Raw genomic sequence first — 17,264 nt, 5'->3', positions numbered from 1 at the left:
ACAGAACTCAGTCCTTGGGTTAAACTAAACCGTCCAAGTTTTGGGGGTCAGTTCAATGGCAATATGCGGTTAGGTGGTTTTTTATTAGTTTATTTCATTATAAAGTAGATGTCAGTACTGTGTTCATTTGCTCTTCTGTCCAAGGACGCAAATCAACTACCGTCAGAGGTACACCATTTTCATCAATCAAGACAACCATGTGATCTTGTTGCCCCCATAACGGCAACCAACCTGTTGCTCTCGAGTTTTGATTAATATGTTTTTTAATATCCATTTTATTATTAGCAGCTTCCAGTTTAGACAACTCATAAGCTTTTGCTGCTATCTCAGAATATGCTTGTTCAATTGGATAGTACAGTGCAGGCTGATGCGCTATTTTTGCACCTAGCTTATTGCCAAACTCTAGATCCTCAACTTCCTTGGCATCCCCTACTGGTCTTGCTGCTACCCATTCGGGCCCTGTGAGTGACATCTCAGTATATTTTTTGGTAGCTTTCTCAAGATACACACTCTCTATATCATTAAGCCTCACGACTTCGAACCGATTGTTATAAAAGCTCAACCATACAGGACGTGCTTGCGATAGACTATAGATACCAAAAGCAAGCGCTGCAAGCTGAATGATTGCGATTACGGTGAGATCAAACGCTAGTGATTTTTTATTTTTCTTATAAACAACTAGCGTGAGTAACGGTCCAATTAACAAATCTACCACGAACACCATAGCAAATATGGCAAATACGCCAGTGGCTGTAGCCAATGGCATAGGATACCAAACCTTGAATATTAGTAGTGCTAATGCACCTACTATGAGTAAGCTCACTAGCAGATGGATAGCAGCTGCTCTGAATGAGTCTGCCCAAATTCGTATGGGTTGTTGAACCATGTGTCTAATGTCCTAGTATATGCGGAGAGTTAACAAAGGCCCGCGGCGATACATGTGCCGCCAGTGGTCCAGTTTAATGAGCCATTGCTCACAGTCGGTAGCAATGTATACGTCTCACTATTCACACTAGGCTCGCCAATCACCGTTACCAAAGCTGTATTGGGTGCAATACTTATGGAATTGACGTTGCTGGCAGATGCCACTCCAGACGCATCGATACTTATTTCAGAAATACTATCACAATTGGTCAATATGTGATTTCCTCTTCCTTGAAAGCAACTATCAATGCTTGTTTTGACTGCTGAAGCCGCAAATATCACCTCAGTGAATTTGGTCTTTTTAGCATAGTTCTCATAGGTAGGCAGTGCAATGGCGGCAAGAATACCAATGATGGCGATAACAATCATCAACTCAATTAAGGTAAAGCCCTTTTGTTTTGACATAGCATACCTTCCTATCAATTTATGCAAATACTGGGTATAAAAATACCCTACTAACAATTTTGGTTAATAGGGCATTGTTTAAATATTAGGCAACATGATTATATCATCATATTGCTCAATAAGATCCTACTAGCACAAACCAGCAGCGATACATGTACCAGCTTCGGACCAAACTATTGAATCTCCTGAAGCATCAGGTATAAGTGCAAAGTCCATGCTATCAACTGATGCTTCGCCTGTTGCTAATACGCCACCAGCTGGTATCGTTACAGCAGTACCTGCAGAGTCTTCAGTTGCAGCAGTACCGTCAGAAATTATCACACTAGCTACTTGCTCACCTGTAGCTGCGCCTGTTAGATCCGCACCAACTTCACCAGCAGTGTCACAGTTTGTTATATCACCTTCACCGCGCGTCTGGAAACAAGTATCGATATTTCCTTTCACTGATGATGCTGCTAAAACTACTTCTGAAAAGCGAGCCTTTTTAGTATAGGTTTGATAAGCAGGTAGAGCGATCGCCGCCAAGATACCGATAATGGCGATAACGATCATTAGTTCGATTAAGGTAAAACCTTTTTGAGCGTTCATAAGAACTCCTTTAGGGATATATAAAGATAAAATGGTTAGTATTTTTATCTTCACTTATAGGGGTAATGCTTTCTTATATTAGATATTGCATTTAACGTGCCAAAACCATCACTCATAGTCGCCGCATCTGCTAAGTATTCGATTATCAACAGTATTTTTAGATAGCTATTTACCGTAATGATTTCCACTGACACTAAACGTTACGCTTAACATAGCAATAACTGTCAGTTTCTCTCATTTATGTACGCACACATGCTTATAGTTGACAAAAATTGTCAGTCGACTGGACTATTTTAATCATTCCACTCATTACCTGACCCGCAAACGCTGGCTCGACACTTGATATTTTGATAATTGAGACTCAAAGCCCCATCACCCGCCATCTGCGCACCAGACTTTGGTGTGGCAGTGATTGTCCATTTATTCGTCAAAATATTATTTGGTGGTGTTAGTGGACTTGGATTGATAGTAACATCATATAGTGCCGTACCTTGTCTTGGATAGGCAGTCGCAAAGTCGGTTTTTACCTGAGCACTGATGGCGCTGTAGCTGCCTTGCGCCAGCTTACGGCTTTCAATCTGACTGGCGATGTTTTGCATTTCGCTCATCATATCGGTACGCTTGGCCTTGATGACGTATTGCTGATAGCTGGGATAAGCGATAGCAGCCAGTACACCGATGATGGTGACGACAATCATTAGTTCGATGAGGGTAAAGCCACTCTGTATATGCTTGCTACTTTTGATCATTACCATTCCTCCCCGCCTGTACCGCAACCAGGGGCGTCTAGTTTTACCTCACTTTTATTTTGACAGCGTAGACCGTCACTGGCCAGTACCATGTAATGAGCATGTTGGGTAATGCCAGTGCTATTGGGTGTGGCCAGCATTTTCCATGAGCGGCCGGTGATACTATCGACTTTAGGATTATCAGGATCGTCAGTATATATAAGTGACTCACCGGTATCCGTACCATCAACGAGCGTAATCATATAACGGTAGTTGGTAGCATTACTGCCATTTGGAACATAAATGGTTTTATTGTCTGTCTCGTCGTACTCATAAGTTGTGGCAGTCGTGCCACTGACTGTCGTTAATTTTTGGGGTTTAAAGCCTTGATACGTGAGCGCCCGTGCTCGCCAGCGCTCAAGCTCGATCTGAAGCTGAAGCATCTTCGCTTGTGCTTCGCGCTCAGCGTTCACGACAGCATAACGACGATAGCTCGGAATGGCGATGGTTGCCAATATAGCGATGATACTCACTATCACCATCAGCTCAATGAGGGTAAAACCTTGAACATTATTACGACGATATATGGGGATAGACGCACTCATGGATAGTATTCCGTAGTCGATATAATGACTGTCATGATCTAGGCGATCTGATAGGTGCTAATCATCAGTATGATTGTCTAGTTTAAAAACCGCTCGCTACTTTTTCTCATACCATTCTTTTGGCTGCAAAGTATAGCGCTCATTGAATAAGTACTCCACTGCCGAGCCATCACCACCCGTTTTTGTAACGCCATCTAGATCTTTCAAGTTACTACCATTTTTAGAAGGGTCTGTACCATACTTCGTACGGTTTTCTACTGCAATACGATCTTGAATCGTCGTCGTACCAATCAAAACTTTAATATCAGTATTATTCTTATTGTAGGCTCCAAGAGTCAGCTCCTGAATGCCTTGACCTGCAGGGACATATCCACCTGTTCCCGACACTGAACTTTCATCTGAGCAAACGCCGTAGGGCAAGCAATATAGCTGACGCTCTGAGCCTCCCATAATTTTTGCTATACATGAATCGAAAGCCCCATAAAATTTGTCAGGATTATATACCGTGGTGTACAGAAGACTGTTAATAACTACACTATCGCCTACGCCCTTGTTGTACTTGACTCCTTTATAACCATCAAAGCGAGTCAGTGGATAGTACCAACCGTTATTAGCCCCTCTTGCCATTTTGTTTTTAGCATTTTGCTTAGCAGTGTTAGTTGGTGTGTCACCAAGCTCATCCGAGAGGTTGAGCAAATTAGTTTCTGTCAAGTTCGAGATGGTTGGAGTAAAACCCTCATTATATAAAGATGCTGAGGTAACCTCGGTATCAATGATTCCATAGACGCGATTGGCATAGGTGTTATTAGTACGTAGTTTAGATAATGGCGCACTTCTGTTACCTGAGATGACGTTCACAAGCGCAAATATTCTACCAGCATTACTGATGGTTTCCCCGCTAACGCCCTCATTGCGATAGAAACTGACGACAGGACGTTCATAAAAACGATAAGGTGTCATGTCTGCTGTGGTTGTATTTAAAACACGGGTAACACGTCTATTAGAGAAGTTGTCTACTGCAGTAAAGCCAAACTCGGCTGGGCGCGCATTCTGAAAATCAGCCCGGAACACCTGTCCACCAAGGTCTGCAGCATAGAGATGATCCATGAGACCGTCATTGTCGCGATCTAACACCGTAATACCACCTGTAACACTATGAATCATACTGTCTGTCTTTACATTCTTATTGCCACCTGTTTCACCACTGGTTGACCAGATCAATGCACCTGTTTGGGCGTTGATCATATAAATAGCATTACCTTTAGCAGGTGCTGCTGCAGTGGCTACATAACTGTCGCTTTCATACTGCATGTCATAACCACCACCGAAGAGCAGCACATCTATTGGATCGGCATCTTTAGTCAAGCGAACTTTAGCAGCAGTAGGTTTACTCCAGACTTGACCCATACGCTGAAAGTCATTTGACGCCGTATAATCCAAGCCTGAAGGCGTGATAGTAAACAGCATTTCCGGCTGTGTGCTGCTAGAGATGTCCATGCCATAAAACGCTTCACCGCCCATACGTAGTCCGCCATAGGCAAACATGCCGTTGCCACTGGAGTTATCGACGGTCACTCTACTACCGGCCAAATCATAAGTATAGTCAGTCATAACCAGCCATGGCGCATCGACACCAAAGTAAGGCTCACCCACTTTTTCAACTTTTGAACCCTGTACCAGAGCTTTTGGCTGCTGCTCAAGCATGTATTTTGGAATAATAGCAGCACTTTCTTTACCATCATCAGCATCAACTAGGTGAACAGCGCCATCCATAGAGCCGAATAATACATAATCATCCCGCGTCGTACCAATACGACCATTTTCATCTAAGCTAGCACTATAAGAAATCGCAGCAGGCTTTGAATGTACCACGCCGCCCAGCACCTTGATGCTTTCTGTGGGCTTGGTAAGCTTTAAGTTACTCACACTAGTATCCGATGATGCCAAACCGTCAGCAGTCAATACGCTACCAAAACCTAAAAAGCTCAATAATCGGCGTTTATTCAATTCATTATAAGTATTGGTATCTATAAGTGCATTAAACCCTTGCGGTGTACCATCTTCTGCGACACTTAACTTACGCAGTACAGGCGTTTTATTAGTCGCTGACTCAAAATCCTCGACATAAAGCACACGAAGGCTCTCCAAACCTGAAGCTGGTGTTGAGAGTTGAGCGTACACACCACCCGCTTTTACTTTATCATTAGCGACCACACCCTCTTCTGTAAAGTCACCGTTCTGCCACAAGTCTTGGGTTTGCGAGTTTAAATCACCCGCTACATTTTTGTACAACCTGTTATCATTCTTGCCAAATAGCGTGCCTGCATTTAAGTCATATTTTTTGACATTACCCTCCCAGATGCTGTTTGCCGAGTCAATATTAGGGGCAAGCATTGGTAGATAGGCATAGGGCATCTGTTCTGACACCTGATAAGGGTTATCAGGCACGGTGATCGTTCCCGCTGGTATGGTGCGATTAAACGGCTTTAGACTCTCTGCAAAGTCTAAGATACTACTGGCAATAGTCGTGCCCTTGTTAGTCTCACTATCGGTACTTGAGCTAGCTGCTACATAGTAAAATCCGCCATCGCCATAGGTTTTGGCTTCATTATCGCCGCGGCGTTCACCGAGCTTACATAGGTTTTTGGTATTTCTATCGACATTGTTGCCGCTCTCACAATCTGTAACTTCAATGGTTTTTTCATTGACACTGATACTACGTTTGCCAGTGAGACCCGCAAAAGATTTGCCATAGCCTACAGTTGCCGTTTTGATAGGTAGCTTACGAGGATTATTGGGGTTGCTCAGTATCGACGCATACTCTGCCATACAGCCCCATGCTTGATTGCTGTTACCTGATAGAGCACTACAGCTATTTACCGACAGAGATGAGCCTTTCAACGAATTATTCATGACATATTTTGCAACGTCATTTGATGAGCCATTTGGCTCGCCATCGGTCAATAGATAAATACCATTTCCACCACATTGATTGGCATCCAAAGGAGATTGATATTTGGTTTTATTACTATTTTTTGATGTATCTACAGATTGGTCAAAGCCGCTATAGTAGTAGTCCGCATCATAGTTTGAAAACGAGGATGTGTTTGTTCCCATCATATAAGCACCTGCCTCTGCCAGTGCCTGCGCTGTAGGTGTGTTACTTGATGGACTCAATGATATGATTTCTTTAATCATTTTGCCGCGCTGAGCAGCTGTCAGCTTGCCGACAGGTACAACCACCTTTCCTTGCCTGCCACCAGTGTAGCCAAAAATACCAATGCCTATTTTATAATCATCAGGTATCGCGCCTATCTTACTGTCGTCAACTCTTTTATTCCCATTGGTGTTTTTACCTTCGTATATCTCATCAGCAAACAGCTCTATCAAAGATTGCTGTAAACGAGATAATCGATCAAGCTCTTTTTTATTGCCTTTATCCTCGCCTTGATTGTTACTTGCACCACCCGTCACTTGACAGCCATTCGGTATAAAAGTAATCGTCTCGCTGGCACTACCGTCATTATTACGCACTACTGCCGTTATAGCCTCTGACTGCTGCTCACCATAACTTTTACCTTTTCCATTATTACAATAGGCACCATAGTCTGCATAAATACTAGACTTTCCCATACTGCCCGATACATCTAGCATCATAAATATGGTGGCAGTACCAGGCTCTGGAGACTTATAAATTTCCAAATCACCGATGGGTTTTCTATCAGCGCTGCTGACTACAGGTGCGATCGCTGATAAGCTCATTAATACGGCCACCGCCAAAATATTTTTGCGCCACAATGGTCTGACTGATGCGTTGTAAGATGGTAATTTCATGATCCACTCCTTTGATTATTATCAGGACGATCAGCCATATGGTCATGACGTCTTGAGCCGTTATCTCTATCGCACTTGTTAATTTGGCGGCAATGTGCAGACCACGCCTGCACCTTTACCAAAATTGACACATTTGGTTCGCAGTGATTGATTTTCCACCCTCGCTTTTTGGTATACCGTAGTATTGGGTACGCCAGCACTCGATAAGCAGCCTGATATGGTGTCTGTTTTATCTGCCGAACTGCTAGGTCTGCTAGTCTGAGCAAAGCAGTCTTTGCTGCCGATCTTGGTATTTCCATATGCGGGCAACACCGATATATTATTGATATCAAATAAAAATGCAGTACTGGATACCTTATCGCTACCTTGGCCAAGCGTATAGTTAGCAAAACTTTCAGTGGTCGGACTGGGCGGCGTCATTGAAACGTTCACCTGTGTCATACTAGCATTCCGATTGCTAACATAGTCATCGGGTTTGGCAGGATTACAGTAGCCTGTTGTGCTTGGCATTACACTACCACCATCAGGCGTTCTAATCGTCGTGCTATTTATGTTAAAAAAGCGATCTCGAGGTCGAAAACAAAAGACATATTCATTATTCCTTCCTTTATCATCTAACATAAAATAGCCAAACGGCCCTGAACGTGACAGCATGTCTTTATAGATATCACTACTGCTATCACTATTGATACTCTGTTCAATGTTTTGGTTGGCATTATCTGCTGATTGCAATAGCAAGGTATTAATCTGATCACTGGTCGACAGTTTTAGATCGGTAGTGCTTTGCCTGACCGCTATTACGCCTGCCATGATGATCAAAACCAAGAACAGTAGCACTACAATAAGTACAGCACCCTGCTGAGTGGCGGGTGTCGTAGAGCCCCGATATGGATACATATTAGACATGATAGCCTCTTTTTTCACTAGTTTGCTGCTGCCGGAATACCAGTAACTGACATGACACGAGCATTACGTAGTAGCACAGTCGACTCATAAGCACGGCGGTAGAACTTTCTACGGCTGCTGTCTGTTTTTAGGGTATTGGTTTCATCTAAAAGCATAAAGCTGTCTTTATCTGTGCTACTCAATAATGGTGTACTGCTTCTGATTACTACACCCAGTTTAATCGTGGTGATATCAGGCTTATTTGTCAGTGTTAAGTAGGTTTTTGCTGGCATATAAGTCATTTTACTGATATCAGTCATAGTACCTAACAGTATCTTAAACTGATCAATCGCAGAGATGATAATCTCTCCATTATCACCAAAGCCTGATACGGCGCCTGCTTCAGTTACCCTACCTGCATCACATGCCAGTCCCAACTCCTTAACTGCTGCCGTTTGGTCTGCCTTAGTTTCCCGAACAAAGTAGCGTTCAACTACCCAATCAGCACTGCCAGAGACAATCTCCGTACCTTCGCAATCATAAAGTGACTGACCTGTACTATTTTTATACTGAATAGTTAGCTGATCACTGGCTTTATCCATATTGGATGTGCCTGTCCATCCATTGGTACCGGCAGCTCCTGTCTGTCCTGCACTTACGGTAAAGTAACCTGTATTGGCATAAGCAGCATCGCCAATATTATTGCCTGTCAGTACTACACCGCCATTTTTGGTAAGGCTATTGATGTTAGTGACAGGATTACCCAGATTTGCCAAACGCACATGCTCTTCTAGGGACTGCATAGCAAAAATCGTACTGTCCTGCACCTCTGATGCGCTTTGCTGTATAGTAATAGTTCGCATATTAATGATATAAACCTGTATAACAGCTGCCGATATCAAGAGGCCGAGTACCAAGGAAATCATTAGCTCAATGAGCGTAAATCCTGACTCACTAATCAAATCGCGTCTTTGATGATTATCCATTAGTAAGCCTCCGATATTAAGCAGTGGCTACCTGATTTATACACACCGTTTTCATTAGCACATGCTGCGCTGTCACTGGTACTTAACATGGCTTTAGTTTCATTCCATGCAGCAATCACACACATCTGAGTCTGAATGGCTTGCGTGGTAGTACCGGGACAGGTCACCACTGTCATACTGATGTCCTCATCTTTTGCTATTTTTTTGAACATCAACGCGTCACGCGCAGCCAACTGACTCATGTTGCAATTTTGCGCGGGTATTGTCTTTACAACACTACCTACAGTCTCTTGTTTTGTACCCGTTGACAAGCAACCATTGGCAGGGTTGGTTATATCAATTGTCTTAGTATCTACAGTCACTGTATTTGCCGCGCTGCTACTCACCACCGCTTGTACAGTGGATACTGCACCTGTTGCCGTCGGTGAGGCGGTGGTAAAACTGGTGCCGCTACCTGTGACATAAGCATTGGGATAAGCTCTCATGACTTCTGACAAATTACGTGCCAATGTTAGTGATTTGGTACGTACCAAGCTTTCATCAGTCGCACTAACCGCTCGAACTTGTAGCGCACTAAATCCTAGCACTGCTATGGACAGTAGCAGTACCGCAACCATGACCTCAATTAGACCTACGCCTCTTTGATAGTGATATGACATCATGGACACGTTCCTCCAGCCTGATTACTGATGACGGCAAGTTTACTGACGGACACCTGTCTGGCAGTAGCATTGGTATTGCTATCACAAACCTTGTATGTTGCAGCTACGCTAGCTATCTTACTGGGATTAAAAGTTATACTCCCAGTCACCCCATTAATGGTACTTTTAGCATCATAACGATAGGTTTTGAGACTACCAATTGTAATGGTGCCCGCATCCGTAGTGCCATTAGTATATGAGACCGCTTGAGCTTGACGACGAATGACGCTCTCAGCCTTGGCTTCTGATAAAGCATTTTCAAGAGTCGCAGCCGTTGATTTCACGCGCTGATTCGCAAGTTGTGTACTGATATTAGGGGCAGCAATACCGACGATAATAGCAAGCACAGCGATCGTTACCATCAGCTCAATTAGGGTGAATCCTGATTCGGTCTTTCGTAGGTTGGATGATAAATTATTCGCAGGTGCGTTCACATCAGATCCCTATTTATAGCTGCCACTGTCTGACACCAACGTGATTAAAAAATGACAATGAATGTCATATATTCGGAAATAACTCCCGTGAAATTTCTTTACGTGTTAACTAAATGTCATGCAATTTTTATTCCACGATACTTAATAAATATCTTAGATAGACGTGATAACAACGGCATTAGAAGCCCACGCTATCTAACTTCATCGTTTTTATGCTTTGTTTTATCACCTGACAAACGCGGTATTTTTAGAGGTTCACAATAAATGTGAGATATTCCAACAATATAACGGCAAGATAACACATTAGCAACAAAATAGTGTTTGTGAATAGACAAAGATAGTTTTTATGACTGGCTGCCATGCGCTAACGCATAAGCAGATAGATGGTATTGCGGAGAGATGTCGGAGGCAGCCATTGCCACATTAGTAGATGAACCACATAGCGCTCGTCCCAACGCCTGCAAACTAGCGCCTGTCGTAGCGACATCATCGAACAGCAATAGGCGCTTAACAGGCGGCTTTTCGATCAAATCGAATGCATTGTCTAAATTGCTTAAACGTTCGGCACGTGTTAGCCCTTGCTGACTGACAGTGTTATCAATCCGTTTGACGCCTTGCCATAGTGGTATGCGCCAGTGTTTGGACAATTGTGCCGCTAAAATACTAACCGGATCGAAACCGCGTTTGATTAGTCGTTGCTCGGTGGTCGGCATGGCAACAATCACGCTGTTATTTTGATGACAACCACGGGGACGTGGTAATTGCCGTATAGCGTGTAGCAATAATGGCAACTTGGTCATATCTTCATGATGTTTAAACGCTCGAATGGCTTGACGCAACGGATAGTCATAATAAGTAGCGGCTTGAATCGAGAGCGCAGTGCCAGCAGCAATATCTACTGCGAAGGGTTTTGGCAACCACGCAATACTGTGATGACAGTGCGTACAAAGCAGACCGCTCTTTAAGCGTTGAGTGATCTGCTGGCGAACGCGAGCAAAACGTGTGTGATCACTTGGCAAAAAATCAGCGCCAGAACGAGCGCTTAATGTATCCGAGGTCTCATGTGCTGAGGAAGGCGATAAGGGCTGAGGCTGCGCGGTGCTGCGATAGACACGGCACAGCTGGCAGCGTATATCAACATACTCTGCCAGCCATAATCCGGTTTGATAAGGAGCTAAGCGATGCATCATTTACTCTATGGGCTGGGACTGTAGTCGATCCATTTAAAAAAAAGAGTATGGTTCTACTGGGGTGACTGTTGCAAACTATCTGTCACGCTTGCGCATCGCCAGTGAGGAACATTTGTACCAATAGAACCCAGTAGAACATTGTGACCGTATGTACCACTTTTATTTTGATTGGCTATATTAAAAACCTTTCCAGTCATTTAGTACAATACCGAAGCCAATAGAGGTGTTCTCGTAGTTATAATCCACGATGGACTCACCATAACCTTGGAAGAGCTGCACATAACCATTGATATTTTCTGTTAACGGATACACATAATCGATTTGCGCGGCGCCTTTATTGGTACTAGGATTATAGCGCAACGTCCCGCTCAGGCTCTTCTGATCAGGCAAGTCGTACAAGAACTTGATATCACCATAGCCCATGTAGTCTTCAATATCTGGATTATCGTCGTCACTAGCGCTCTCATTATTTACTCGCACCCACAAACGCGGTATCACCGACAGCTTGCCCCACTCTGCGCCTGCCATCAGATAAGCGCGATTCCATGAGCGGGATAACGGGTCATCTTGACCGTTAGAGTGATGAATAGCCCCCGCTCCCAACATGCGCAAGCGACCACCAAAAGGCAAGTCGGCTGTCACAGGCTGCGTCAAAAATATCTCGGGCTGATAGTCGGTGGCACGAAATGGACGTGAGGTGTCTTCATTATAGACCTGCCAGTGCGACTCTTGCGTATAACCAAACCACAAATCAGCATTGGTATCGAACAAATCTTCAGCGACTTTACTCTTTAAAGACAACTGAAATTTTAACTCAGTATTACGTGTGTCATTAGAGGTAAAAGGCTCTACAGGCTGAGAGGGAGTATTAGGCCCTAAGTTCGGATCAAAGGTATAAAACAACGGTAATATATAAGTCGGGCGGTATGGCCGTACTGTCCACGTACCACGCTCACTGTTTTTATCAAGATCATAAGACAAACTGAGCGGCGTATACTTCTCAATGTCTGTCTGAGTAACCCCTATCTCTTCCAACGTCTGCGCTTCTTTTTGCGTCAAACCAGCCGTCTCTAAACTGTCCGTGGCAGCTGCCTCATTAGCGACTGCATCAGCTGCTGTGTTATCGGCACCAACAATAGTGGTATTTTCTTCTACAAAGACAACTTGCGGATTGCCTGTGATAGTCGTTTTAAATGTTTTTGCCAGATCGACCGACTGCTTGGTCGAGGTGTAACTTGGTGTCTTGCCTTCCTCAGCGACTTTGTCGAAGCAAGCCAAGCGCGCGGCACTAATCTGAACTTGCGTACACTCAAAAAACAACTTTGCTTGTTGGCCAATAAACTCTTTACTGACTATTTTGCGCTCTTGGGCAGTGCTATTCGCACTTGTTGACGGCGCATCAGTACCCTCGGGCAACTCATAATCTTCATACTCAAACGCCGCCTCTGGTGCGGGCAACTCATTGTAAGTTTGCGTACTATCAGCAGCCTGTACTTGTACCGTAAGACAGGTCAGCGCCATGCCAACGGCTATATTTAAATAATGCTTATTCATTTTCGGTAAGGGGGTTTTGTGTGCTTTGATAAGATCCATAGACTGACGCTGTGACGTAATATGGGAAAACATAAGTGTCCTTTATCTAACTGACATGATCGTCAGCAGAGTACATGAGATAACGAATATGACCGTCAAAACCTTATTAGGGTAGAGTCAATGAATTCGGCCATAAACAGAAGCCATTACCGTTGGTAACGCTCCTGCAGCATTGTTGCTTTATTGTAGTGAAAAGAGGGGCACTATACTAGCGTTATCGCTACTGAGTATTAGTGTAAACTAATAGAATTACTGTTAAAACAAATACTTATAAAAATACCATAAGTAGAATTTAACAAAAATAAAAAGGCCAACCCACTGTCACCACAGTATGTTGGCCTTTTTTAAATTATTAAGCACTAAGCAACAACCTTATCATTGCATTAAGTATTAGTTAAGTCTAGTCAGCGTCTGCTCGAACTCCAAGCGGCCAATTTCCCCCACTTGTTGATTGACCAATTGACCCTCTTGGTAATACAGCAAGGCTGGCGGCCCAAACAACTGATAGCGGGCTAAGATGGCTTTGGAGTCAGCACTGGTCTCTGTGATATCCAGCCTCACCAGTTGCCAATCTTGCATTTGTGCCGGACGATTGTGAAATAAGTTTTTATCCATAATTCGGCATTCAACGCACCAATCCGCTGTCAAATCCACGAGCACTTTAGGGTTGGCCGCGATAATGGTGTCTAATTCTGCAAGTGTCGTGATGGTTTCATCTGTTGTGTTACTATTGGTTGTTGCCTGACCAGTAGCCGACTGCACCATCGGTGCTGCGCTCAATGACGCGAGCGGATGCAGACTGTCGTCATTACCCAATGCCGCCCCCACTATCAAACAAGCCGCCCAAATACCGGCAATTAATCCTAGCGCTTGGGTGAGCATACGACCTTTGCCCAGCCAGCTCCACGCCCAAGTTGCTACGACCATAAACCATAGGGCCCATACCATCAGCATCACGGGTGAGATAAAGACCCGTTCAATCAATAATAACGCCACAGCAAAGAGCAATAAGGCAAAACCTTGCTTGACCCAATTCATCCACTCGCCCGCTTTTGGCATGATTTTACCTTGGGTAGCGCCAATTAGGATCAGCGGCGCTGATAAACCAAAACCAAGCATAAATAAGGCGGCAAAACCCAATAGCGGACTACCAATCGTCGACACTGCCAGTAGCGCCCCAAACAATGGCGCAGAAACACAAGGCGACACCACCAACGCTGACAAGAAACCAGCCAGTAAGCTCCCGCCTGTACTACCAAGCTTGCTATCGCCCGCTTGGCTTAACCCCTGCATTTTACTACTAATGGCTCTTGGTAAACGGACACTGAACACACCCAGCATGTATAACGCCAATAGGACAAAAACAATGGCAAAGCTAATAAGAATAATGGGATTTTGCAACCAGCCAATAATCCCTAACGACTCACCAAACACGGCAATGACAGCGCCCAAAATACCGTAAGCGGTTGCCACACCGATGGCGTAGCTAGTGGTTAAGATAACGCCGCGTTTTACCGTTGGGTTTTTCTCACGAGCGACGATATTGGCAACGATCGGCAGCATCGGTAGTACGCATGGTGTCAACGCCAAGCCCAAACCAGCTAAAAACAACAACACCAGTGCCAGCCATGGATGAGACGCCAAGCCAAACGGGTCGCTATCAACCCCATTACTAGTAGCAGCCGTATCTTCATTGGGCGCAGCACTACTCATGACCTCGCCATCTGCCCCAGAGATTGTGTTGGTAGCCGTGAGCTCATCATCTACTAACGCATAATCAATCACGTCGTCATCTGACTCTACTTGTCCTGCTTCAGCATTGGAGCTACTGCCGTCAGTGATAGTAGACGCTGTTGCTGTTGAGGTCGTTACCGCACTAGCAGACAGCTGATCATTCTCCCCCAGAGTATCGTTGTTTATGGAATCATTGGCCGCACGACTGGCGTTACCGCTTGCCGACTGCTGTGAGGTTGCAGCGATATCGACCGTGGTTTTAATCTTTTCGGGCGGATAACAAAGCCCAGCTTTGGCACAGCCTTGCCAACCAATCACCACAGCGGCATTGTCCAAGCGTTTGCCACTATTATTGGACAAAGTGGTGGTGGCGACCATATTCTCTTGGTCAAACACCGGTACTTGCCCAAAGGTTGGATCTTCTACTGAGACCGGTGACTGGCTAAAGGTAAAAGGGGCGGCAGTCACGCCAGCAGGCAAAGTCAGCTTAATTTGGTCTTTATAAACATAGTGCTTAGGGGTGATGTCGAAGTTAATGGCCAAGCGCGTACCAGACTTGGTAGGTGTACTGCTACTACTGACTTGAAACGCTTCATCAACAGGCAAAAACTTCGATGGCGCGGCACTTTGATTGTTACCAAAGAGATCACCCAACCCTGCTGCTTGCGTGGTCATTGGCATGGCTGACACGCCCGCCAACAACGTGCTACTGGTTAAAGCAATTGCCAATAGATAAGACTGTTTAGAAGTACGTTTGACCGTTCGCGATGAGGGGGTTTCTATTGGCTGAATGGACATGAAGGGCTACCTATTTATTGCTAACATTCTTGTATGACTATCATCTGAGACGACCTGCTCACTATCTATTTGCGTGCCACGCCGATATTAACTGTGGTTTTGATCTTCTCTGGCGGATAGCATAAACCCGCTTTGGCGCAGCCTTGCCAACCAATCACAATCGGTGCATTTCTTGCCCCTTTACCATTTGTAGTCATTAGCGTGGTGGTGGCGACCACGCTTTTTTGCGTAAATACAGGCACTTGCCCAAAGGTAGGATCGTTAATAGAGACTGGCGACTGACTAAAAGTAAATGGGGTGGCGCTCAACCCTTTTGGGAAACGTAAAGTGAGCTGGTCTTTGTAAACGTAATGACCTGGCGTAATGTTAAAAATGATCGATAAACGCGTACCCTTAGCCGTCGCTTTGGTGATGGGGCTGACTTGAAAGGCTTTATCGACTGGCAAAAACTTCGGTTGCCCAGCACTGTTACTCCCAAATAACTCGCCCAATCCTGCCGCCTGAGCACTCATAGAAATCATAGACAGCCCCGTCATTAAAGAAGTACTCATCACGGCAATAGCAAGCATATAAGACTTTTTAGCAGTGCGATTATTGACGGCAGCTGATTTTGCGATTGGCATTTTAATTAACATAAATAATGACCTTTAAGAACCTTTAATGACGGCTTGTGATGACTGACGGTTAAATCTCAACGCTTCTAGTAACAGTATGCGTATCAATATAGACAACACTATAATCGGGCTGTTTTATCATGTGAGCACCTATCGGGTACGGCACACATTTATCTACTGATAAAAAATATCAACCAATAACATATTATTGGTTGATAGGCGGTATTCGCTAGCGATGCTTTTATCCGTAAATAAGCTATGGACTAGGGCGTATCTTATTACCCATTTTTAACAACTCATCAGGCTAACGCTTATAGCTGGGCATAAATATCGGCATCTTGCCCTTCGCCGCCTTGCTGCCCATCTGCACCCAATGAAAATAAATCATAGGGTCGCCCTTCACTGCCAGGAGAGACATATTGCATCTCATTCTCCCAACCATCCGTTGGATACCCACCTTTGATATAACCACCGTCAGGATAGTTTTTGGCATCCGCAGGCGGCGTTGTCAGTGCTTCGAGACCTTGCGCTGTGGTCGGATAGCGCGAATTGTCCACCTTATACATATCAAGTGCATTTGACACAGTAGCAAGCGCTGTTTCCGTGGTTTTTACGCGAGCTTTATCGCTTTGTCCCACCACTTTTGGCACCACTAAGCCTGCAAGAATAGCCAAAATGACAATGACCACCATAATTTCAATGAGGGTAAAGCCTGACTGACTGAACTGGCTTACCCGACTGTGTTGCATAAAAGCTGCCTTATCACTGCTCACGTTATTTGCCTGAACTTTGGCATGATTAATGGCGCTTTTTGGCATCGTATTTACTTGAGTTGTATCAATCATAGTCATCGCTTTTGTCATCGCCTTTGGCATCGTTTAGATAAAAATAGTTTAGATAAATAGTAGAAATAGCGTCCAAATTGCATTCATTCGCGTCATCATAATGAGGGCTGAGACGATTATCACTATAAACCATGATTTTGTTTTTATCCAGCGATGCCAATAGATTGTTAGCAATGTCCATAATAAGTAGTAGCTAACGTTTGTAAATACAGAGTTTGACGAGCGCTTACTATAGCGTGACGATTGTTTTTAACATAGGAAAAAGGCTATGCAGACAAAAATCTACTACAGTAAGCAAGTCTTAAGAAAGCTAGCGCAAGGTTTAGCAAGTTGACACACTCCCCCCCACATTCGCCAAGCTCAAGTGGGGGATTCTAAAAGCATAAGCTCTTAGGCGACT

16 protein-coding genes are annotated in these 17,264 nt (G+C 44.4%); all 16 read right to left on the bottom strand.

What is annotated here, in order from left to right; translation table 11 throughout:
• Positions 1-97: 97 nt before the first annotated feature.
• Positions 98-886: a TfpX/TfpZ family type IV pilin accessory protein gene (gene tfpZ / locus JFC06_RS11855; protein ID WP_198335198.1), complete on the bottom strand. Its 789-nt coding sequence runs from the start codon at positions 884-886 to the stop codon at positions 98-100.
• Positions 887-915: 29 nt separating this feature from the next.
• Positions 916-1,329 (bottom strand): pilin, encoded by a 414-nt coding sequence (locus JFC06_RS12420; RefSeq protein WP_198335197.1) that lies wholly within the window; start codon positions 1,327-1,329, stop codon positions 916-918.
• Between the two features lie 129 nt (positions 1,330-1,458).
• Positions 1,459-1,917, bottom strand: coding sequence for a pilin (locus tag JFC06_RS12415; RefSeq protein ID WP_198335196.1), 459 nt, complete (start codon positions 1,915-1,917; stop codon positions 1,459-1,461).
• Positions 1,918-2,210: 293 nt separating this feature from the next.
• Positions 2,211-2,666: a type IV pilin protein gene (locus JFC06_RS11840; RefSeq protein ID WP_198335202.1), complete on the bottom strand. Its 456-nt coding sequence runs from the start codon at positions 2,664-2,666 to the stop codon at positions 2,211-2,213.
• Complete coding sequence (locus JFC06_RS11835; RefSeq protein WP_198335195.1) at positions 2,666-3,250, bottom strand: type IV pilin protein; 585 nt, start codon at positions 3,248-3,250, stop codon at positions 2,666-2,668. Before JFC06_RS11835 ends, JFC06_RS11840 begins: the two co-directional genes overlap by 1 nt.
• Before the next feature lie 96 nt (positions 3,251-3,346).
• Positions 3,347-7,084, bottom strand: coding sequence for a pilus assembly protein (locus tag JFC06_RS11830; RefSeq protein WP_198335194.1), 3,738 nt, complete (start codon positions 7,082-7,084; stop codon positions 3,347-3,349).
• A gap of 78 nt (positions 7,085-7,162) precedes the next feature.
• The gene (locus tag JFC06_RS11825; protein WP_198335193.1) at positions 7,163-7,990 is read right to left on the bottom strand and encodes a pilus assembly protein PilX; all 828 of its coding nucleotides are present in this window, start codon (positions 7,988-7,990) and stop codon (positions 7,163-7,165) included.
• Positions 7,991-8,007: 17 nt separating this feature from the next.
• The gene (locus JFC06_RS11820; protein ID WP_198335192.1) at positions 8,008-8,955 is read right to left on the bottom strand and encodes a PilW family protein; all 948 of its coding nucleotides are present in this window, start codon (positions 8,953-8,955) and stop codon (positions 8,008-8,010) included.
• Complete coding sequence (gene pilV, locus JFC06_RS11815; RefSeq protein ID WP_198335191.1) at positions 8,955-9,617, bottom strand: type IV pilus modification protein PilV; 663 nt, start codon at positions 9,615-9,617, stop codon at positions 8,955-8,957. Before pilV ends, JFC06_RS11820 begins: the two co-directional genes overlap by 1 nt.
• A complete protein-coding gene (locus tag JFC06_RS11810) occupies positions 9,614-10,090 on the bottom strand; it encodes a pilus assembly FimT family protein (RefSeq protein WP_227670212.1) in 477 nt (158 codons plus the stop codon). Before JFC06_RS11810 ends, pilV begins: the two co-directional genes overlap by 4 nt.
• Positions 10,091-10,434: 344 nt before the next feature.
• Positions 10,435-11,277, bottom strand: a complete 843-nt coding sequence (locus JFC06_RS11805) for a ComF family protein (RefSeq protein ID WP_227670211.1) — start codon at positions 11,275-11,277, stop codon at positions 10,435-10,437.
• Between the two features lie 180 nt (positions 11,278-11,457).
• Positions 11,458-12,906 carry a phospholipase A gene (locus JFC06_RS11800; RefSeq protein ID WP_198335190.1) on the bottom strand — a complete coding sequence of 483 codons (1,449 nt, stop codon included), beginning with the start codon at positions 12,904-12,906 and terminating at the stop codon, positions 11,458-11,460.
• A gap of 357 nt (positions 12,907-13,263) precedes the next feature.
• Positions 13,264-15,405, bottom strand: coding sequence for a protein-disulfide reductase DsbD (gene dsbD, locus JFC06_RS11795; protein WP_198335189.1), 2,142 nt, complete (start codon positions 15,403-15,405; stop codon positions 13,264-13,266).
• A 65-nt stretch (positions 15,406-15,470) separates the two neighbouring features.
• Positions 15,471-16,040, bottom strand: a complete 570-nt coding sequence (locus tag JFC06_RS11790; protein WP_198335188.1) for a protein-disulfide reductase DsbD domain-containing protein — start codon at positions 16,038-16,040, stop codon at positions 15,471-15,473.
• Between the two features lie 290 nt (positions 16,041-16,330).
• A complete protein-coding gene (gene gspG / locus JFC06_RS11785) occupies positions 16,331-16,768 on the bottom strand; it encodes a type II secretion system major pseudopilin GspG (protein WP_198335199.1) in 438 nt (145 codons plus the stop codon).
• Between the two features lie 88 nt (positions 16,769-16,856).
• Positions 16,857-17,045: a hypothetical protein gene (locus tag JFC06_RS11780; RefSeq protein WP_198335187.1), complete on the bottom strand. Its 189-nt coding sequence runs from the start codon at positions 17,043-17,045 to the stop codon at positions 16,857-16,859.
• Positions 17,046-17,264: the final 219 nt, after the last annotated feature.

The sequence above is a fragment of the Psychrobacter namhaensis genome, from assembly GCF_016107545.1.
In the GTDB taxonomy this organism is placed as follows: domain Bacteria; phylum Pseudomonadota; class Gammaproteobacteria; order Pseudomonadales; family Moraxellaceae; genus Psychrobacter; species Psychrobacter namhaensis.
This window is presented reverse-complemented; position numbering and strand designations above follow the sequence as displayed.